19 protein-coding genes are annotated in these 20,027 nt (G+C 63.9%); 15 read left to right on the forward strand and 4 right to left on the reverse strand.

Annotation, left to right across the window (positions count from 1 at the left end; translation table 11 throughout):
• Window positions 1-18: 18 nt before the first annotated feature.
• The 11 genes from efp to pyrF all read left to right on the forward strand — a co-directional run bounded on the left by efp (window position 19) and on the right by pyrF (window position 11,441).
• Window positions 19-582, forward strand: a complete 564-nt coding sequence (efp, locus tag F600_RS0105450; protein ID WP_018159583.1) for an elongation factor P — start codon at window positions 19-21, stop codon at window positions 580-582.
• A complete protein-coding gene (nusB, locus tag F600_RS0105455; RefSeq protein WP_018159584.1) occupies window positions 582-1,061 on the forward strand; it encodes a transcription antitermination factor NusB in 480 nt (159 codons plus the stop codon). The genes efp and nusB overlap by 1 nt, the downstream gene beginning before the upstream one ends.
• A gap of 187 nt (window positions 1,062-1,248) precedes the next feature.
• Window positions 1,249-1,611: a primosomal protein gene (locus F600_RS30120; RefSeq protein ID WP_018159585.1), complete on the forward strand. Its 363-nt coding sequence runs from the start codon at window positions 1,249-1,251 to the stop codon at window positions 1,609-1,611.
• Window positions 1,612-1,748: 137 nt separating this feature from the next.
• Complete coding sequence (locus F600_RS0105465; protein WP_245541477.1) at window positions 1,749-2,924, forward strand: FAD-dependent oxidoreductase; 1,176 nt, start codon at window positions 1,749-1,751, stop codon at window positions 2,922-2,924.
• 141 nt (window positions 2,925-3,065) lie between these two features.
• Complete coding sequence (gene pyrR, locus F600_RS0105470) at window positions 3,066-3,602, forward strand: bifunctional pyr operon transcriptional regulator/uracil phosphoribosyltransferase PyrR (RefSeq protein ID WP_040630552.1); 537 nt, start codon at window positions 3,066-3,068, stop codon at window positions 3,600-3,602.
• On the forward strand, window positions 3,599-4,534 hold the full coding sequence (locus F600_RS0105475; protein ID WP_018159588.1) for an aspartate carbamoyltransferase catalytic subunit: 936 nt from the start codon (window positions 3,599-3,601) through the stop codon (window positions 4,532-4,534). Before pyrR ends, F600_RS0105475 begins: the two co-directional genes overlap by 4 nt.
• Complete coding sequence (locus F600_RS0105480; RefSeq protein ID WP_018159589.1) at window positions 4,531-5,808, forward strand: dihydroorotase; 1,278 nt, start codon at window positions 4,531-4,533, stop codon at window positions 5,806-5,808. Before F600_RS0105475 ends, F600_RS0105480 begins: the two co-directional genes overlap by 4 nt.
• On the forward strand, window positions 5,805-6,227 hold the full coding sequence (locus F600_RS27080) for a PH-like domain-containing protein (RefSeq protein ID WP_018159590.1): 423 nt from the start codon (window positions 5,805-5,807) through the stop codon (window positions 6,225-6,227). The genes F600_RS0105480 and F600_RS27080 overlap by 4 nt, the downstream gene beginning before the upstream one ends.
• On the forward strand, window positions 6,224-7,336 hold the full coding sequence (carA, locus tag F600_RS0105490; RefSeq protein WP_018159591.1) for a glutamine-hydrolyzing carbamoyl-phosphate synthase small subunit: 1,113 nt from the start codon (window positions 6,224-6,226) through the stop codon (window positions 7,334-7,336). The genes F600_RS27080 and carA overlap by 4 nt, the downstream gene beginning before the upstream one ends.
• Window positions 7,336-10,653, forward strand: coding sequence for a carbamoyl-phosphate synthase large subunit (gene carB / locus F600_RS0105495; RefSeq protein WP_018159592.1), 3,318 nt, complete (start codon window positions 7,336-7,338; stop codon window positions 10,651-10,653). The genes carA and carB overlap by 1 nt, the downstream gene beginning before the upstream one ends.
• Window positions 10,650-11,441 (forward strand): orotidine-5'-phosphate decarboxylase, encoded by a 792-nt coding sequence (gene pyrF, locus F600_RS0105500; RefSeq protein WP_018159593.1) that lies wholly within the window; start codon window positions 10,650-10,652, stop codon window positions 11,439-11,441. Before carB ends, pyrF begins: the two co-directional genes overlap by 4 nt.
• Window positions 11,442-11,453: 12 nt before the next feature.
• On the opposite strand, the gene F600_RS0105505 is transcribed toward pyrF, so the two are convergent.
• Complete coding sequence (locus F600_RS0105505; protein WP_306304189.1) at window positions 11,454-11,813, reverse strand: DUF4235 domain-containing protein; 360 nt, start codon at window positions 11,811-11,813, stop codon at window positions 11,454-11,456.
• A 95-nt stretch (window positions 11,814-11,908) separates the two neighbouring features.
• Here F600_RS0105505 and F600_RS0105510 point away from each other — a divergent pair, with 95 nt between their 5' ends.
• The gene (locus F600_RS0105510) at window positions 11,909-12,274 is read left to right on the forward strand and encodes a DsrE family protein (RefSeq protein ID WP_018159595.1); all 366 of its coding nucleotides are present in this window, start codon (window positions 11,909-11,911) and stop codon (window positions 12,272-12,274) included.
• A gap of 5 nt (window positions 12,275-12,279) precedes the next feature.
• A complete protein-coding gene (locus tag F600_RS0105515; RefSeq protein WP_211220045.1) occupies window positions 12,280-13,011 on the forward strand; it encodes a hypothetical protein in 732 nt (243 codons plus the stop codon).
• Here the strand turns inward: F600_RS0105515 and F600_RS30125 are convergent.
• Together F600_RS30125 and F600_RS30130 are read right to left on the reverse strand one after the other, a co-directional pair.
• A complete protein-coding gene (locus F600_RS30125) occupies window positions 13,004-15,241 on the reverse strand; it encodes an ATP-binding protein (protein WP_018159597.1) in 2,238 nt (745 codons plus the stop codon). The genes F600_RS0105515 and F600_RS30125 overlap by 8 nt on opposite strands.
• A 101-nt stretch (window positions 15,242-15,342) precedes the next feature.
• A complete protein-coding gene (locus F600_RS30130) occupies window positions 15,343-15,840 on the reverse strand; it encodes a MarR family winged helix-turn-helix transcriptional regulator (RefSeq protein ID WP_018159598.1) in 498 nt (165 codons plus the stop codon).
• A gap of 153 nt (window positions 15,841-15,993) precedes the next feature.
• On the opposite strand from F600_RS30130, the gene F600_RS0105530 reads away from it, so the two are divergent.
• Window positions 15,994-18,228, forward strand: a complete 2,235-nt coding sequence (locus F600_RS0105530; RefSeq protein ID WP_018159599.1) for a fatty acid desaturase — start codon at window positions 15,994-15,996, stop codon at window positions 18,226-18,228.
• Window positions 18,229-18,233: 5 nt separating this feature from the next.
• On the opposite strand, the gene F600_RS0105535 is transcribed toward F600_RS0105530, so the two are convergent.
• A complete protein-coding gene (locus tag F600_RS0105535; protein WP_018159600.1) occupies window positions 18,234-18,491 on the reverse strand; it encodes a hypothetical protein in 258 nt (85 codons plus the stop codon).
• Window positions 18,492-18,768: 277 nt separating this feature from the next.
• On the opposite strand from F600_RS0105535, the gene F600_RS0105540 reads away from it, so the two are divergent.
• Complete coding sequence (locus tag F600_RS0105540) at window positions 18,769-20,001, forward strand: IS110 family RNA-guided transposase (protein ID WP_018158706.1); 1,233 nt, start codon at window positions 18,769-18,771, stop codon at window positions 19,999-20,001.
• Window positions 20,002-20,027 lie beyond the last annotated feature (26 nt).

The following is a 20,027-nucleotide window of genomic DNA, read 5'->3' on the forward strand; positions in this document are numbered from 1 at the left end:
TGAAAATCGAGGAGACCCGTGGCAAGCACCGCCGACTTCAAGAATGGGCTGGTTCTGAACATCGATGGAGTGCTGTGGTCCATCACCGAGTTCCAGCACGTCAAGCCCGGTAAGGGACCGGCGTTCGTGCGTACCAAGCTCAAGAACGTCATGTCGGGCAAGGTTGTCGACAAGACGTGGAATGCGGGTGTGAAAGTCGAGACCGCAACGGTCGACCGTCGCGATATGACCTACCTCTACCACGATGGTTCGTCGTACGTCTTCATGGACGGCGAGACCTTCGAGCAGGTCGAGATCAGCGAAGAGACCCTCGGCGGCGGCGAGCGCTTCCTGCTCGAGAACATGACCGTCCAGGTCGCCACCCACGAGGGTGCCGTGCTGTTCGTCGAGCTTCCAGTTGCCGTTGACCTCCTCGTTCAGCACACCGACCCGGGCCTGCAGGGCGACCGTTCGACCGGTGGAACCAAGCCGGCCACGATGGAAACCGGTGCCGAGATTCAGGTTCCGCTGTTCATCAACACCGGTGACAAGCTTCGCGTCGACACCCGGGACGCCAGCTACATCTCGCGCGTCAACTCCTGATGACGGACGATTCACGTCCGGAGAAGAAGCTCGGTACGCGCCACAAGGCGCGTAACCGGGCCGTCGACCTGCTCTTCGAGGCCGAAGCTCGCGGCATGAGCGCTGGTGAGCTGCTTGCAGATCGACTCGGGATGGTCGGGAAGACCGACTCGGTGAACCCGATCAATCCGTACACAGTCAAGCTCGTCGACGGTGTCATGGCTGAGCGCCAGCAGATCGACGGAACCATCCGGGACTATCTCGAAGAGTGGACCCTTGACCGTCTGCCGGCGGTCGACCGCGCGATCCTGCGGGTTGCCGTGTGGGAGCTCTTCTTTGCTCTGGACGTGCCACCTGTGGTCGTCGTCGATGAAGCCGTCGAGTTGGCGAAGAAGCTGTCCACGGACGATTCGCCGGGCTTCGTGAACGGCATCCTGGGACGGATCGTCCAGGTAGCGCCGCAGGTTCGCGCGTCCGCCGCAGCGCCCGCCGAGGACTAAGTACATCTTCTTGCACCCCCGTCGTTCGGTCCGAACTGCGGGGGTGCTTTTTGTGAGCCTGACGTCGATAAACATCCTGGGGGTGGGTTCCCTCACCCCCAGGGGTGCTAGTTGGGAATCGGAATCTCGCACATCCTTTTCATGTGGCAGTCGAACTCAGACGCCCTTCGTGAAAAGGACAAATCCAGTGCAGATGAAATCAATGCTCAGCAAGGTCTTCGTGGTTCCCGCGCTCGCTGTTCTCCTCGCCGGCGGCATCGGCGTCGCCTCAGCCGACGTGTTCGATGGCGGAGATGATGGCGGTTCGGAGTCCGCGGTGACCTTCGACAGCTCCGCTGCATCGGACATGGAGTCCACTGGAGACGAGGACAGTCAGGGTGATGACCAGTCCGCTGGAGACGAGGATAGTCAGGGTGATGACCAGTCCGCTGGTGACGAGGACAGTCAGGGTGACGACCAGTCCGCTGGTGAAGAAGATGGTCAGGACCAGGACCAGTCCGGCGGGGAAGAGGGCGGCGACGACCAGGAGTCGGGCGGCGAAGAGGGATAGTCACGACGGCTGGCCGCCGAACGCGATCGCGACGCCATCCGCGTTCAAAGAGGATGGTCAGCAACCTTCTTCGCGCATAGGCTCAGTTCGTGGAGAAGACCACGTGCTTGATCGCGGGCGGCGGCCCTGCAGGTTTGATGCTTGGGTTGATTTTGGCCCGAGGTGGGGTGGAGGTCACGCTCCTCGAGAAACACGGCGACTTTCTGCGCGATTTCCGCGGTGACACGGTTCACCCGACAACGCTCGACTTGCTCGACGAACTCGGTCTAAGTGAGGAGTTCGCGGACCTCCCGGCGAATCACGTCGACAGTGTGCAGCTTCCGGTCGGCGGCCAGGCGGTGTTGATTGCGAGCTTGCGCGACCTGCCCGGCAAGCACAAATACATCGCCATGGTGCCGCAGTGGGATCTGCTCGACCTGCTCGCACAGGCGGCCAAAGAAGAGTCAACGTTCACGCTGCGTATGAGCACCCCGGTGACGGGTTTGATCCGTGAAAACGGGCGCGTCGCCGGGGTTACGTACCGCAGTGAGCAGGGTGAGGGCGAGATCCGGGCCGACCTGGTCATTGCCTGCGATGGTCGGGAGTCGACAGTGCGTGCGGCCGCGGGGCTGGATGTCATTGAGTGGCCGGTTCCGTTCGATGCCTGGTGGTTCCGGATTCCGCGGCATGAGACAGATCCGGCCGGAATCGTGCCCGTGCTCGGCGACCGGCGCGCCTGGGTCATGCTTGACCGGTTCTCGTATTGGCAGATCGCCACATTGATCGCTAAGGGAAGTGACGTCCAGGCACGGCAGCATCCGGTGCGGGAGATCCTCGAATCGCTTGCGGGCATGGCTCCCTGGCTTTCGGACCGGGTCGACTCGCTGGACAGTTGGGACGACGTCAAACTTCTGCATGTCCGACTGGATCGCCTGAAGAAATGGCACATGCCGGGACTGTTGTGCATCGGCGATGCTGCGCACGCCATGTCCCCGGCGGGTGGGGTCGGAATCAATCTGGCGATTCAGGATGCGGTCGCCGCGGCGCGCATTCTGGCCAAGCCGCTCAAGGACGGGACCGTCACGGATGCGGATCTCGCGAAGGTGCAGCGGCGCCGGATTGTGCCGACCATCGTGACGCAGGGAATGCAGCGGGTTCTGCATGAGCGCGGCATGCGGCCGGCACTCGAAGGCGATCTGAATTTGTCGAACCGAACGGAGCTACCACGTCCGCTCCGGGTCCTGCGGCGAATCCCCGTTCTGCGCAGCCTCCCGCCGTTCCTCGTGGCACGGGGTGTTCTACCCGAACATGCGCCGAAGTTTGCTCGGCGCTGATTACCCGAGCTGTCCTCTCCGCTGCTAGGCTCCTCTATCGACCGACGTCCTTTAACGAGCCGTCCCGTGAGGCGGAGAAGGAGGTCCATCTCAGTCGTGCAACGCCACAGTGCTGAGTGGGAAGCCCATGCCCGAGAGCTGATGTCCGCAGCTGATGTGAGCCGGACGATCGCCCGCATGGCGCACCAGATCATCGAGAAAACCGCTCTGGATGCCGAAGATGCTCCGAATCGCGTTGTCCTCGTTGGAATCCCGACACGTGGGTTCACTCTCGCTGAACGTCTTGCGGACAAGATCGCCGAGTTCTCCGGCGTTCGTCCCTCGGTCGGCGCGCTCGACATCACCCTCTACCGCGACGACCTGCGCAAGAAGCCGCATCGTGCGCTGGGCGAAACGGTCGAACCGTCCGGTGGCGTGGAGCAGGCTCTCGTGATTCTCGTCGACGACGTCCTGATGTCCGGCCGTTCGGTCCGCTCGGCGCTCGACGCCTTGAGCGACATGGGGCGGCCCCGCGCGGTCCAGCTTGCGGTGCTCGTTGACCGCGGTCACCGCGAACTGCCGATCCGTGCGGATTACGTCGGTAAGAACCTGCCGACGGCGCGCTCGGAGGACATTTCGGTTCTGCTCGACGAACTCGACGGCCGCGACGCAGTGATGCTGCACGGAGGTTCGCGGTGAAGCACCTGCTCTCGATCAATGATCTGACTCGCGAATCGGCGACGTCATTGCTCGACGACGCCGAACGTTTCGAACAACTTCTCCTCGGCCGTGAGGTCAAGAAGCTTCCGACCCTGCGCGGTCGCACGATCATGACCGTGTTCTACGAGAACTCGACCCGTACGCGGGTCTCGTTCGAGGTCGCCGGCAAGTGGATGAGCGCCGACGTCATCAACGTCAGCGCGAGCGGGTCGTCGGTTGCGAAGGGCGAGTCTCTGCGCGATACGGTCATGACCCTGCGCGCCGCCGGTGCCGACATGCTGATCGTCCGTCACCCGGCGTCGGGTGCGGCCCAACAGATCGCCCAGTGGACCGAGGCAGACGGCACCAAGGTCGTCAACGCCGGTGACGGCATGCACGAGCATCCCACTCAGGCGCTGCTCGATGCCCTGACGATCCGCCAGCGGCTCGGGTCGATCGAGGGCAAACGCGTCGCGATCGTCGGCGACATTCTGCACAGTCGCGTCGCGCGCTCGAACGCGCTCCTGCTGTCATTGCTCGGTGCCGACGTCACACTTGTCGCACCGAAGACGCTGTTGCCGACCGGAGTGCAGGAGTGGCCGGTCAACGTGTCGCACTCGATCGATGCGGAACTGCCCGCGGCCGACGCGGTCATGATGCTGCGCGTTCAGGCCGAACGGATGAACGGCGGGTTCTTCCCGTCGGCGCGTGAATATTCAGTGCAGTACGGGCTGTCCGAGCGTCGGATGGCGATGTTGTCCGACGATTCGATCGTCCTGCACCCGGGTCCGATGCTCCGCGGCATGGAGATCGCCTACCCGGTAGCCGATTCGCCGCAAACCGCCATCCTCCAGCAGGTCAGCAATGGTGTGCATGTGCGGATGGCTGTTCTGTTCCAGCTGCTGGTCGGGACCGATGAGGAGGTCGCGTGAGTGTCCTGATCAAGAGCGTCCGGTTGTACGGCGAGGGTGACCCGGTCGACGTACTCGTCGCCGATGGCGAGATCGCTGATATCGGAACCGGGCTTTCCGGCGATGAAGTCGTCGACGCGACCGGTTGTGTCCTGCTGCCCGGGTTCGTCGACCTGCACACACACCTGCGCGAGCCGGGTCGGGAAGACACCGAGACCATCGAAACCGGTTCGGCTGCCGCAGCATTGGGTGGATACACCGCCGTATTCGCGATGGCGAACACCAACCCGGTCGCGGACTCTCCGGTGGTCACCGATTACGTGCGTCGGCGCGGTGAAGAGGTCGGCCTCGTCGATGTGCACCCGGTCGGCGCGGTCACGGTCGGACTCAAGGGTGAGCAGCTCGCCGAGATGGGCATGATGGCTGCGGGCACCGGTCGCGTGCGGGTGTTCTCCGACGACGGCATGTGCGTGTACGACCCGCTGATCATGCGGCGCGCGCTCGAATACGCGTCGACCTTGGGCGTACTTATCGCACAACATGCGGAAGAGCCGCGACTGACCAAGGGCGCGGTCGCGCACGAGGGCCCGAACGCTGCTCGACTCGGCCTCACCGGTTGGCCGCGCGCCGCCGAGGAGTCGATCGTGGCGCGCGATGCGCTGCTTGCTCGCGATGCGGGGGCCAAGGTCCACATCTGCCACGCGTCCACTGCCGGGACCGTCGAAATTCTGAAATGGGCCAAGTCGCAGGGGATTCAGATCACTGCCGAGGTCACGCCGCATCACCTGCTGCTCGATGACTCGCGACTGGAAACCTACGACGCGGTCAACAAGGTGAACCCGCCGCTGCGCGAGAAATCCGATGTCGAAGCGTTGCGCGCTGGCCTCGCACAAGGGGTCATCGACTGCGTCGCAACCGACCACGCGCCGCATGCGGAGCAGGACAAATGTTGCGAATTCTCGCAGGCTCGGCCGGGCATGCTGGGCTTGGAGACGGCGCTGTCGGTCATCGTCGAGACGATGGTCAACACCGGTCTTCTGGACTGGCGAGGCGTGGCCCGCGTGATGAGCGAGCGCCCCGCCGAGATCGCGGGACTCGACGACCAGGGACGTCCCATCGAAATTGGTGAGCCGGCGAACCTCACAATCGTGGACCCGTCAGCGTCTTCAAAGGTAGACAAGCTCAACAGTCTGGCGAAGAACACTCCATTCCGCGGGATGGAGTTGCCGGGCCGTGTTGTCGGAACGATGTTGCGCGGTCGAGTGACCGCATTGAATGGGGAGGTGCGTCGATGATCAGAACACTGCTGACCGTGGGGTTCATTGCCCTGTTCGTGCTGGGCGCATTGCTCATGCGTAAGGGTTGGCGCCGGCGGGCTGCCGAGCAGTCGTCGGCCATTGGGGCGTTGCCCACGGTGCCGGAATCGCTGGGTGAGCCGCTGGAGCACGTGAATGTGCGCTACCTCGGCAGCTCGATGGCACCGCGATGGACTCACCGCCTCGCGGTCGACGGACTTGGTGTGCGGGCCGATGGTGACATCACCCGCTACCCCGAGGGCGTGTTGCTCCGACGGGTCTCCGGCGCGCCGCTCTGGATTCCGGCGGAGTCCATCGAAGCGGAATGGAAAGTCAAGGACCGCAAGGTTATTCGCTGGGCTCCGCAGTCCGGCGTGGCAATCGATACGGCGTTTCACCAGAAGGACACAGCAGCGTGACTGAAGCAGTTCTTGTTCTCGAGGATGGACGGATCTTCCGCGGTTCGTCGTTCGGCGCGGAGGGCGAAACCCTCGGCGAGGCGGTTTTCTGCACGGCGATGACCGGTTACCAGGAGACCCTGACCGATCCGAGCTACCACCGCCAGATCGTCGTGGCGACCGCTCCGCAGATCGGTAACACCGGGTGGAACGAAGAGGACGACGAATCCCGCGACCAGCGCATCTGGGTCGCCGGATACGCCGTTCGTGACCCTTCCCGTCGAGCATCCAACTGGCGTGCCACCACGACCCTCCAGGACGAACTCGTCAAGCAGGGCATCGTCGGAATCGCCGAGATCGACACCCGTGCGGTGGTCCGCCACCTGCGTTCGCGCGGGTCGATGAAGGCGGGCATCTTCTCGGGCAGCGCGATGGCCACCGACGATGAGCTCGTCGCACGCGTCAACGGGCAGGTCGCGATGCTCGGTGCCGATCTCGCCACTGAGGTGTCGACGCAGGATGTCTACACCGTCGACCCGATCGGTGAGCACCGCTTCACGGTGGTCGCGGTGGACCTCGGGATCAAGACCAACACACCGCGCATGTTCGCCGAGCGCGGCGTCCGGGTGCACGTCGTGCCGTCGCTGACTGATGACCTGCTCGCGCTGAACCCCGACGGTGTCTTCCTGTCGAACGGACCGGGCGACCCCGCGACCGCCGACCACGCGGTCAAGGTGACGCAGAAGGTGCTCGAAGCCGGCGTTCCGCTGTTCGGAATCTGCTTCGGAAACCAGATCCTCGGTCGGGCGCTCGGTCGCCAGACCTACAAGATGAAGTTCGGTCACCGCGGTATCAACATCCCGGTGATCGAGCACGGTACGGGCCGCATCTCGATTACCGCGCAAAACCACGGATTCGCGCTCGAGGGCGAGAAGGGTGAGCAGTTCGACACCCCGTTCGGCCTCGCCGAAGTGAGCCACGTGTGTGCCAATGACGGCGTCGTCGAGGGCGTTCAGCTCGTCAACGGCAAAGCCTTCTCGGTTCAGTACCACCCGGAAGCCGCGGCCGGCCCGCACGATGCCGCGTACCTGTTCGACCGCTTCACCGCCTTGCTGGGAGACAACAAGTAATGCCACGTCGGTCAGACATCAACCACATCCTGGTCATCGGCTCTGGTCCGATCGTCATCGGCCAGGCTTGCGAGTTCGACTACTCGGGAACCCAGGCCTGTCGCGTGCTGCGCGAAGAAGGCATTCGCGTTTCGCTGGTGAACTCGAACCCGGCCACGATCATGACGGACCCCGAGTTCGCGGATGCCACCTACATCGAGCCCATCACCTGGGAGTTTGTCGAGAAGGTCATTGAGAAGGAGCGCCCGGACGCGATCCTGGCGACCCTCGGCGGCCAGACCGCTCTCAACACCGCGGTGGCGCTGTACGAGCACGGTGTGCTCGAGAAGTACGGCGTCGAGATGATCGGTGCCAACTTCGAAGCGATCCAGCGCGGTGAAGACCGCCAGAAGTTCAAGGACATCGTCGCGAAGGTGGGTGGCGAGAGCGCGAAGTCACGCGTCTGCCACAACATGGACGAGGTCCACGAAACCGTTGCTGAGCTGGGCTTCCCGGTCGTCGTTCGCCCGTCCTTCACCATGGGTGGACTCGGTTCCGGCATGGCCTACAACAACGAGGATCTCGACCGCATCGCCGGTGGCGGTCTCGCCGCAAGCCCGACGGCCAACGTCCTCATCGAGGAGTCGATCCTCGGCTGGAAGGAATTCGAGCTCGAGCTCATGCGCGACGGTCGCGACAATGTCGTCATCGTCTGCTCGATCGAGAACGTCGACCCGATGGGTGTGCACACGGGCGACTCGGTCACGGTCGCACCGGCCCTGACCCTGACCGACCGTGAGTACCAGAAGCTGCGTGATCTCGGCATCGCGATCCTGCGCGAGGTTGGCGTCGACACCGGTGGCTGCAACATCCAGTTCGCGATCAACCCGGACGACGGTCGCATCATCGTCATCGAGATGAACCCGCGCGTCTCGCGTTCGTCGGCGCTCGCGTCGAAGGCGACCGGCTTCCCGATCGCGAAGATCGCGGCCAAGCTGGCGATCGGCTACACGCTCGACGAGATCGTCAACGACATCACCAAGGAAACCCCGGCGTGCTTCGAGCCGACGCTCGACTACATCGTCGTCAAGGCTCCGCGGTTCGCGTTCGAGAAGTTCCCGGGCGCGGACGACACGCTCACCACCACGATGAAGTCGGTCGGCGAGGCCATGAGCCTCGGCCGTAGCTTCGCCGAAGCCATGGGCAAGGTGCTGCGGTCGCTCGAGACCAAGGCTGCCGGCTTCTGGACCGGGGTCGAGCCGGACAACGACCCGCTCGAGGATCTCCGCGTTCCCAAGGAAGGCCGGATCTACCAGGTCGAGCGCGCGCTTCGCCTGGGTCACTCGGTCGAAGAGGTCAGCAAGGCCTCGGGTATCGACCCCTGGTTCGTCGACGAGATCGCGGGTCTCATCGAGCTGCGCAACAAGGTCGTCGACGCTCCGGTTCTCGATGAGGGCCTGTTGCGTCGCGCGAAGTTCTCGGGCTTCAGCGACCGCCAGATTGCCGCGCTCCGTCCGGAGCTGGCGGGGGAGGACGGCGTCCGCATTCTCCGTCACAGGCTGGGAGTTCGGCCGGTCTACAAGACCGTCGACACGTGTGCCGCGGAGTTCGAGGCGAAGACGCCGTACCACTACAGCACCTACGAACTCGACCCGAGTGCGGAGTCTGAGGTCGCTCCGCAGAGGGAGCGCCCGAAGGTTCTCATCCTCGGCTCCGGCCCGAACCGCATCGGTCAGGGCATCGAGTTCGACTACTCGTGTGTCCATGCGGCACAGTCGCTTTCGGCGGCCGGCTACGAGACCGTGATGATCAACTGCAACCCGGAGACGGTCTCGACGGACTACGACACCGCGGATCGCCTGTACTTCGAGCCGCTGACCTTCGAAGACGTGCTCGAGATCTACCACGCCGAGAGCGAGTCGGGCACCGTCGCCGGTGTCATCGTGCAGCTCGGTGGTCAGACTCCGCTCGGTCTGGCGAAGAAGCTCACCGAGGCGGGTGTCCCGGTCGTCGGAACCTCCGCGGCGGCGATCCATCGTGCCGAAGACCGCGGTGCCTTTGGTCAGCTGCTCACCGCGGCTGGACTTCCGGCGCCGAAGTTCGGCACGGCCACGACCTTCGAAGAAGCGAAGGCGATCGCCGCCGAAATCGGCTACCCGGTTCTCGTTCGCCCGTCGTACGTCCTCGGTGGCCGCGGCATGGAGATCGTGTACGACGAGGAATCGCTCGCCGGTTATATCTCCCGCGCGACCGAGCTGTCGCCCGAGCGTCCGGCACTTGTCGACCGCTTCCTCGACGATGCGATCGAGATCGACGTCGACGCGCTGTGCGACGGCGAAGAGGTCTACATCGGCGGCGTCATGGAGCACATCGAGGAGGCCGGCATCCACTCCGGCGACTCAGCTTGTGCGCTGCCGCCCATCACGCTCGGCCAGAGCGACCTCGACAACGTACGTCGCTCGACCGCAGCGCTCGCGTTCGGCATCGGCGTGAAGGGTCTGCTCAACGTGCAGTACGCACTCAAGGACGACAAGCTGTACGTCCTCGAGGCGAACCCGCGCGCGAGCCGCACCGTTCCGTTCGTCTCGAAGGCGACCGCGGTGCCGTTGGCGAAGGCATGCGCCCGAATCATGATGGGCGCCACGATCGCCGAGCTGCGCAAGGAAGGCATGCTTCTGGCAGAGGGCGATGGCGGTGTCTTCCCCGATGACGCACCCGTCGCCGTCAAGGAAGCGGTGCTGCCCTTCCACCGGTTCAAGAAGCCCGACGGTTCGAACATCGATTCGCTGCTCGGACCGGAGATGAAGTCGACGGGCGAGGTCATGGGCATCGACCGCGATTTCGGAACCGCATTCGCGAAGTCGCAGACCGCTGCGTACGGATCGCTGCCGAAGTCGGGCCGTGCGTTCGTGTCGATCGCCAACAAGGACAAGCGCGCGATGGTCTTCCCGATCAAGCGTCTGCATGACCTCGGGTTCGAGATTCTGGCCACCGAAGGCACTGCGTCCATGTTGCGCCGCAATGGAATTCCGGCCGAGACCGTCCGGAAGATCACCGCGGACGGCGCTCCGACGACGACCGACCCGAGCATGAAGACGATCGTCGACCACATCCGCGAGGGCAGCGTCGAGATCGTGTTCAACACCCCGTTCGGCAACTCGGGCCCGCGCATCGACGGCTACGAGATCCGCTCGGCCGCCGTGTCCGCCAACATTCCGTGCATCACGACGCCGCAGGGTGCGGCCGCCGCGGTGCAGGGCATCGAGGCGAGCATCGTCGGCAATATCGGTGTTCGCAGCCTGCAGGAGTACCAGGCGGCGCTGCGGGACGACCAGTGACCGTTGGCCCGGCGCCCTTCGGCAAGCGTCTCGCGGACGCCACCGCCGCGCACGGGCCGGTGTGTGTCGGTCTCGACCCCCACACACCGCTGCTCGAGGCGTGGGGGATGGGGCTCGAGGAGTTCGCGGCGACCTTCGTCGACGCATTCGCGGGTCGTGTCTCGATCGTCAAGCCCCAGGTGGCGTTCTTCGAGGCGCACGGTGCTCGCGGCTATGTCCTGCTTGAGTGGGTCATCAGCGCGCTGCGGGACGCGGGGACCCTCGTCCTCGCCGACGCGAAGCGTGGCGACATCGGTTCGACCATGGCGGCGTACGCGCAGGCATGGCTGGGTGAAGGCTCTGCGCTGCAGAGCGATGCGGTGACGGTGTCGCCGTACCTCGGGTTCGGGTCACTGCAGCCGGCGCTAGATCGTGCGCCGGAACATGGCATCTTCGTACTATCGGCAACGTCGAACCCGGAGGCACGCGAGTTGCAATCGGGGATCCGACAATCGATCGTCGACGAGGCTGCGGCCATCAACACTGTCGCAGACGGCCTGGGCTCGGTCGGCGTCGTCATTGGTGCGACGCTCGAAACGGCTCCCGACTTGTCGCAGCTCAACGGCCCGATCCTCATGCCCGGCGTGGGCGCGCAGGGTGCCGGGCCGGATGAGGTTCGCAAGCTCGCTGGAGGGTTGCCGGGCGTTCTGCCGGCGGTCTCCCGGGACATCCTGAAGGCTGGACCCGACATCGCTAAGCTGCGCGCCGCAGCCGATTCCTTCAACGAGCGGTTCGCCTTCTTGCGCTGAACGCCCGGTGAGTTACGCGGGAGCCTCGTCGGTGACAGCAGTGATGGCGTGCGCGCCAGCGCGGTCGAAGGACGCTTGAACGAGCGCAAAAATCGCTCCCTGCACGGCAGCTGCAACAAGTACTTCTCCGATACCTCGCGAAAGATCCTTCGGAGCCGGAGGCGACGTCGGCCCGACCCATGCCCAGATGCGCCTTGAAAGGGCGCCGGCGAGTAGCCCACTGAGGACGCTGACGACGGTGGTGAGCACCTTGAAGGCGATGTTCTGGCGATTGGCCATGGTGGGAACCATCCGATCCGTGAAGATCAACGACGACGTCATGGTGACGAGAGATCTGGAGTTGAGGTAGCCGAAGAGACAGTCCTTAAACACGTCGGCCGCATTCAGATTTATCGGGAAGATGCCCGATGACTCGTGCCGGTTCCAGATCTAGGTTTTCACGCAGAAACCTAGAAAGGACCCCAAGCATGAGCACGAAAGCTGTCATCAGCCTCACCACGGGCCTCGAAGACGCCGAGAAGGTGACCGTTGCGTTCCTCGTCGCCGTCGGAGCGGCGGAGACCGGTAAAGAGACGTTGATGTTCCTGACGAAGGAAGCGGTGCGGCTCGCGGTTCCGGGTGTGGCACTGGGGGTGGCGTGTGACGGGTGTCCGTCGTTACCTGACCTGCTCAAACGGTATGAAGCTGCTGGTGGGCGCTACTACGTGTGTCCGATCTGCTTCACCGCCAAGCATCTCGACGCGAATAACTTGATCGCCGGTGCCGAGATCCAAGGCACGATCCCGATGTGGAACTGGGTCGGCGACGAGCCGGCCACGACCTTCAGCTACTGATCACCATGAAGAGCATCGAAGACCGCATTGCGGCGATCACACCAGGTGTTGGCGAACCTCCGTGGCCCGGCTATGAGTATGTCCGCGGGTGGGGTGTGTTTGGGTTGCCGTTCGACTCCGGCCATGTTCTTGCGCTCCGGGTGTTCCCGCAGAATTCGTTCGGTCCGTACGTCACTGTGTGGCACCGCGACCCGTCCGGTTCGTGGACGATCTTCGTCGACAACCCACATGTCGAGGCTGCGTGCCCGCGCTACTACGGGCAGGCCTGCGACCGGGTCGAGGAAGCAGATATTGCACTGAAGTGGCACGAGGGCTCGTTAACCGTCGCCTCCTCCGCAGCTCAGCTGAATTGGACGGTCACCCCACACGCGACCACGTTCTTGCGGGCGATGAACGCGGTCGCGCCTCGGATGCCGCTGTGGACGTGGCGTACGAAGAGTCTCCGACGGGCCCGCGAACTCGTTGCGAAGCGGCTCGGGATGGGCGAGTTGGAGATGGCCGGCGTCATGCCGAGCGGCCACTACGGCATCCTGATGCCGGAGCGCATGTACCTCATCGACGAATCGTCGGCGACGCTGGAAGGCGTCGATCTCGGCCAGCCGACAAAAGCCGCACAGAACCCGATGATTGGCGACGTGGCTCTGCCGGCCCGAGGAATCATGGCGATGGGCCAGGCCGCGTGGGAGATTCGTGACCAGGCCGAATTCGACGCGCTGCGGGCCACGGCGCTCACTTGACGACTGGTACGCGGACTTCCGTGAGATCGTCCTCGTCGCCCTCGCTGCGGAGGACCGTGCAGAGCGCATCGCGACCCGGCGGTAGAACTCGTGCCGTGATCCGCCCATGCCGAGTGGCGTTCAAGTGATCGAGGATTGCGCTGTGAACCTTGGACCGGACGTCCTCGGTTGCGTCATCGAGCGCACCCTCATCGAGTAGGGAAACCTCGACGCCGCGGGCGCGTGCGGCTTCGGCTGCGTCCAGCACTCGTTCGCTCGCGAGCGAACGGGCAAGAATGCGGTCCCGAAGCCGAGCCTCGACAAGGATCGCTCGACCACGAGTCGACTCGTCGGTATCCGCCTCCGTGGCCAGCTGTTCGAGCAGGGGCAAGGCGGCTTTGTCGAGATAGCGGAGCAAAGCGTCGCGCTCGCGCAACTGTGCCTGAGAGCGACCGCGGTCGGCGGCAAGCGTCACGGAGAGTGCGCGCGTGGCAGCGACTTCGCCGATGATGCGGCGCAGTGTTCGCGCGAAGAGGGTGAAGATGATGAGCAGGACCAGGTTGAACACGAGCTGGGATATGAACACGCTGCCGAAGCCGACACCGATCCGCGTATAGGCGTAGCAGTACGTGATTGTCATCGCGACCTCGGCTGCCCATGCCGGGAGGAATCGCCCGCGTACGGTGAGGAACCCCATCAGAACCGTTCCCGGACCCCACACCCACATGAGCCCTTGGTTGGCCATATGAATATGGGCAGTAGCTGCGACATTGCACAGTGCGGCAACGACGGTGCCGCCGGCGAGTATCCAGGACAGCCGGAGAGGCATCGGATCAGCCGTTCGGATCAACAGCGACACCACGCTAATCGCCATCAGCACAACGGCGGAGAGGTACCAGCCATTGAAGACGTGGTCGATGACCTGGAACGGTCGGGCGGCGACCGCGGCAAGGTAGGCAATTCCCACGGCACCGGCGCCCCAGCTGTGCAGCCGGAGCACGTCCGGTGCAGAGCGTTTCCACTGCCTCGGTGAATCGACGGTGCTTCCGTCGCCAATGTCGATCTGGGTCGGTTGTACGGGAATGCTCGCCGAAATGGTGGTTCCCAAGTGGGGTGCCGAATCGACGGTCAGCCGTGCACCCGGCACACTGGCGATTCGCCCGCGCATAACGACGGAAATTCCCAGGCGCGCTGGTGAGACGTCACTCAGATCGAAGCCGACTCCGTCGTCGTGCACTGTGAGTTGCGCTGACGAGGCGATGGTGACCGTCACCGTTCGCGACACTCGACGTCCGTCTGGTCCAGCGTGCTGCAGGCTGTTCCGAAGCGCTTCATCGACGACTTCCAGGAAAAGTTGGCCCATGGCAGCGGCGATCTGAGCTGTTGGGTCGGGAGTCCGCACCACCACGACGGCAGATTCGTCGAGTTCTGCACACCGGGTTCGGAGTCGTGCGGCTACCTCCGAAGCGGAAACCCAGCCGTCGAGTTGCGGGGGCTGCGAAACCGTGTGAAGGGCGTCGAGCGCGAGGGCAGCAGCGCTCTGAACGGTGCGACTGTCTTCGGTTCCACTGCCACCGGCGTGTAGTGCCGCCAGGACGTTGTCATGGATGAGTCCGTCGAGCCGAGCGCGCTCGGTCACCGTTGCCTCGACTTCGGCGCGGGCTGCGGCTTCGGCTCGGAGTAGACGGGTTTCCTCGTCGAGCACTGCGCCGCCCGACCACGCGCCGATGCCCACCATGGCGACCATGAATGCAAACGCAATGATGCCGGCGACGTTCCGTGCGATGAAGAATGCTCCGACGTCGGCAAACCACCACCACAGTGCGAAACCGAACATGACCGCGAATATCGGAACGACATACACCAGCGCACGAGAGCCCCAGGCGAGCGCCACCTGCATGATGAAGGGTGCCGTAAAGGCCAGGAACCAGGGCCAGTCGCCCTGCAAATGGACGCCTTGGGGGAGCGCGACAGTCATCAGCGGAATGATGGACAGCTGCCCGAGAACGAGAACAGCGGCCGTGCGTCGGATCCACGCGAGCGGCATTCGGATTGAGCCGAGGGCAAGCAGGAGCGCCGGAATGGTAGATACCGCAAGTGCGAAGGTTTCGAACCAGACGACTCCGATGCGAAATCGGTAAACGATCATCGGTATCGCCGTGAGGAGAAAGACAACACCAGCTGCACCTGTTGTGCACGCGACCACCCGAATCATCCGTTCGCGCGTGCTGACGACGTCGCCGTCACCCATGTCTCACCCCCGGTACCTGCGACAGTCACTCCGAACGATAAGGCACCGACGTCGCCGTGCCGGGCTCCTACCCGCGACATCAGTCATTCAGGGGATGGCCGTCAGCTCGCCGCAGTGACCCGTCGCGTCCGCTCGAACGTCGCCGACAGAGTTCCGGATGTGTTCAGCGCTGCGAGGGCACTGGTCAGGGCCTCGAGGTTGTCGACGCTCAGATCGCCGAGTGCCTCTCGCTGTAGGTCCTCGAGTCCGGAGTTCGCCTCGACGAGAGCGTCGGCCCCCTGAGACGTCAGCTCGATCCGATAGCGGCGACGGTCCTTCGGGTCACGTCCACGTGTGACGAAGGTCCGCTTCTCGAGTTCGTCGATGCACGCCACCATCGTCGCGGCGTCGATTCGCAGGTAGCTGCTGAGCTCTGCCTGGGATGCGCCGTCAAGGTCGTCGAGGGCCTGCAGAACGCTGTAATGACGAATGCGAAGTCCCTGCTCAGAAAGCTTTTCCTCGGTCAGGCGGAAGGCGATCTGCCCGAGCTTCTGCAGCATGCACAGCGCATGGTCGCCCAGCGATCCGGGGACGAGTGCGGTGGGTTCGGGAGTGACCATCAGTCCTAGCCTTTGTGGAGGTTTACAAACACGCCTGAGGTGCCCAACCTATTGACAAACTAGGCTGTTTGTAAATACTTTAGTCCTACAAACGATTTGCTCAAACACCCTTAGATTTTAGTAGTACTGGGCAAATCCTGTTCAGGAGGACCAATGACGTTCGCCATCCAGGACGCATCGCACGCTGACGGCCGCAAGAACTACGACGGCCTCGCCGACGATTTGCTGGCGGTTTACAACCGTGTGAAGGCTCGCATGGGCGACGAAGACCTCGAGCACATTCGTAATGTCTCCGCCTACTCGCAAGCGATTCGCGCCAACAGCCGCAAGCTGCTGATGGAGGGTGGTCGCCCGGACGCCTTGTACCGCGGTTCAATCCAGTACGCGCTGCACGTCTTGCTCGAGTTCTCCGAGATCGGCCACCTGATCATGCACGGTGCCTATGACGACCTCGAGAACCGTGGCGAGTTCGACTCCACCAAGTGGGAGTGGGATCTGCACTGCGACCCGACCGACTGGAAGGTGATGCACCACCAGAACCATCACCCGAACACCAACATCGTTGGTAAGGACCACGACCTGGGCTACCAGATCGCGCGTATCCAGCCCGGCCAGGACTGGTTCGGTCATCACCTGGCGCAGGTTGCATTCCTGCCCGCGCTCTTGGCATCGAACGCGTACTACTTCGCACTCCTGCCCGCGATCTCGGCAGCTCGAACCGAACATCGGTCGCTGTTCTCCCCGGACACCTATAAGGGTGTCGCGCGGGTCATGAAGAAGCACGTCCTGCAGGACTACCTCCGTGAGCCGTTCCAGGCCGGACTCCGTCTTCCGCAAACCCTCATCGGCAACTGGCTCGGCACTGCAGCCGGTCACGCCACGATCCTGCTGCTGGTGGCCATCGAGCACCACGCACCGAACACGATGGTGTTCCACGATCCGGGGCCGGACGAGACCCGCGAGGAGTACTACGCCCGGCAGATTCTGGCCACCACGAACTTCACGTCGTGGAAGCGACTGGATGACTGGATGGCGAGCATGCTCGACGACGTCGACTTCCCGACGCCGCCGCCCTTCCGCGTCTTCTACGGCGGACTCGACACCCACCTCGAGCACCACCTGTTCACGGATCTGCCAGGTAATCGCCTGCGAGAGATCCAGGACGAAGTGCGCGAGGTCTGTGAGAAGCACGGCCTTCCGTACAACGTGATGCCGTTCGAGGACATCATTCCGGCAGCCATCAAGCAGATCGCGACGCTGTCCGCACCGGCTGGTGAGCGTGAGTACCCGCGCTTCTGGCGTCTCGCGACCCGCCCATTTGAGACTGCACGTCGTGTTGCCTACGGACTTCGATTCAACGTCGTTCCGGACGCCCCGTACCTCGAAGCGCCGAAGACGTTCAACGCCAGTGCCAAGGTCATCGCTTCGCGCAAGGAGGCCGGCGGTCAGGCGACGACCTTCCGGATCGCCAAGCCTGCGGGTTGGGACGACGCGTCGTGGGACGCGGGTGCATTCATCTCGCTGCGCGTACCGGTGAAGGGCGAGGAACTCGTTCGCCAGTACAGCCTGGTCAAGGACAGTCGCGAGTCCGACGACTTCGAGATCTGCGTCAAGCGGGTGGCGGACGGCCGTATGTCGAACCACCTCAACGACGCGCTCAAGTCGGGCAAGCGTGTGACGATCGTCGGCCAGCCGGCGAACAACGGACCGTTCATCCTTCGGGAAGTGCCGGAGAAGGCGCTCTTCATCGCCGGTGGTGTCGGTATCACGCCCATCATCAGCATGATTCGCACGGTCGTGCGCCACGCGCCGAAGACCGACGCAACGCTGCTGTACTTCAATCGCGACGAGAGCTCGATCATCTATGGCAAGGAGCTTCGTGAGCTCGCCGCCAAGTCGAACCTGAAGATCGAGTTCGTCTGCGACAAGGCCGGGAAGTTCTCGCGTGAGGGCCACCTGAGTACCAAGCTCGTACAGGAACTCGTGCCGGACGTCGCCAACCGCCAGGCCTACGTGTGCGCACCGGCGGGCCTTATCGACGCGTCGCGCAGCATCCTCGTCAACCTCGGGATGCCGGAGGAGAACTTCCACACCGAGTCCTTCGCGCCGGTTCCGCTCGTTCGCCCGACCGAGGGCGCGGACAAGAAGTACGAGATCCGTTTCCGCCGCAGCGGCATCACTGCCGAGATCGATGGCGCTACGACGCTGCTCGAGAAGGCGCGCGAGGTCGGCATCAACGTTCCGACCGGCTGCGAGCAGGGCCTGTGCCGGGCGTGCGTGTGCCCGAAGCTCAAGGGCTTCACGCAGCACGACGAGGAAGGCCCGACCCTGGCTCGCGTCACAGTGTGCAACAGCCTGCCGAAGTCGGATATCGAACTCGACATCTAGTTGGTTCAGACTCGGTGGCTTGCCCTCGGAAAGCCACCGAGTTCGTCGGGGTGCTCGATCCAGTCTCGATAGCACGGCTCGCACAAGAGCATGGTGTCTTCACCTGGGACCGGGTACGGCCCGGGGAAGCGCCAGGTGAGCTTCCACTCGACCGGCCCGTGTTTGAGCTCCAGCGGCAGGTGACACGCCATGCACTCGCACTCGAGGTCTCCGGCGTTGACCAGCTCAACGAGGTTGACGGGAATCGCTTCAACAGATGGCATGGTCCCTCCTAATGGGAACAGATCAGCTGCGTGTCTAACGGTCCGATCCAGAACTGACTGACGCAGGCTGGTCACCGAACCGCTGGCTGGTGAGCACCCGTTCCTCCTGGAACGATATTCGATTTCTAGCGCTAGATCGTGCCCCAGCCAGCCGGTGAGGTTCCTGTAGCGCTACTGGGATGTCGTGCCATCACGAGCACTGATCCATTAGGTCGCCGCCAGGGTCCTCCAGGTTCACCACCCCCAACAAGGAGCAGACCATCAAGGGAGGTAGCCGATGATCTTCGTCGGCGACGACTGGGCCGAAGACCACCACGACATCCACATCATGAACGCCACCGGAACCCGCCTCGCGGCACGGCGACTGCCCGAAGGCCTGCCCGGCATCCGAACCCTGCACGAACTGATCGCCACCCACGCCACCGACCCGACACAGGTCGTGATCGGCATCGAAACCGACCGCGGCCTGTGGGTCAACGCGATGGTCGCCGCCGGGTATCAGGTGTACGCGATCAACCCCCTCGCCGCCGCCCGATACCGCGACCGGCACACCGTCTCCGGCGCTAAATCCGACGCCGGCGACGCAAAACTACTCGCTGACCTGGTCCGCACCGACCGACACAACCACCGCCCGATCGCCGGCGACAGCGCCGAAGCCGAAGCGATTAAGGTCCTCGCCCGCGCCCACCAGAACCTCATCTGGGCCCGAACCCGGCACGCCAACGCGCTGCGCTCAGCACTGCGCGAGTACTACCCCGCCGCCCTCGAGGCGTTCGACGACCTTACCGACCGGGACGCGCTAGCGATCCTGAGCCGTGCCCCAGCCCCTGATCTCGGTGCCCGGCTGTCAATCTCAGCGATCTCAGCGACCCTCAAACGCGCGGGGCGCCAACGTAATACCGATCAGCGCGCGCACGAGATACAGGCCGTACTGCGCACCGAACAGCTCACCACCGCCACCGCTGTCGTGGGCGCCTTCGCCGCCACTACCCGGTCCGCGACCGCGATCATCGGTGAACTCAACCGCCAGATCAGCGAACTCGAAACCACGCTGGCCACCCATTTTGAGAAACACCCGGACGCCGCGATCGTTCGTTCCCTGCCAGGACTTGGTACTGTCCTCGGCGCCCGGGTGCTCGGTGAATTCGGGGACGACCCCGAGCGGTACACCACCGCCAAGTCTCGCAAGAACTACGCCGGAACGTCACCACTGACGATCGCGTCGGGGCGAAAACGTGCGGTCCTTGCTCGTCATATCCGCAACAAACGGCTCTACGACGCGATCGACCTGTGGGCCTTCTGCGCCCTCACGAGAAGCACCGGCGTACGCACCTACTACGACCAGCGTCGCGCCGCCGGCGACCTGCACCATCAAGCCCTGCGCGCGGTCGGCAACCGGCTCGTCGGGATTCTGCACGGCTGCCTACGCCACAAAGCCCTTTATGACGAAGACACCGCCTGGAACCACCGACAAACAGGGCAAAACGAAAGACTTGCTCCAGTCGCTTGACAAGCTACGGACCTGGGATGTCTAGC

The organism is Smaragdicoccus niigatensis DSM 44881 = NBRC 103563, from assembly GCF_000380645.1.
GTDB classification, from domain to species: Bacteria; Actinomycetota; Actinomycetes; order Mycobacteriales; family Mycobacteriaceae; genus Smaragdicoccus; species Smaragdicoccus niigatensis.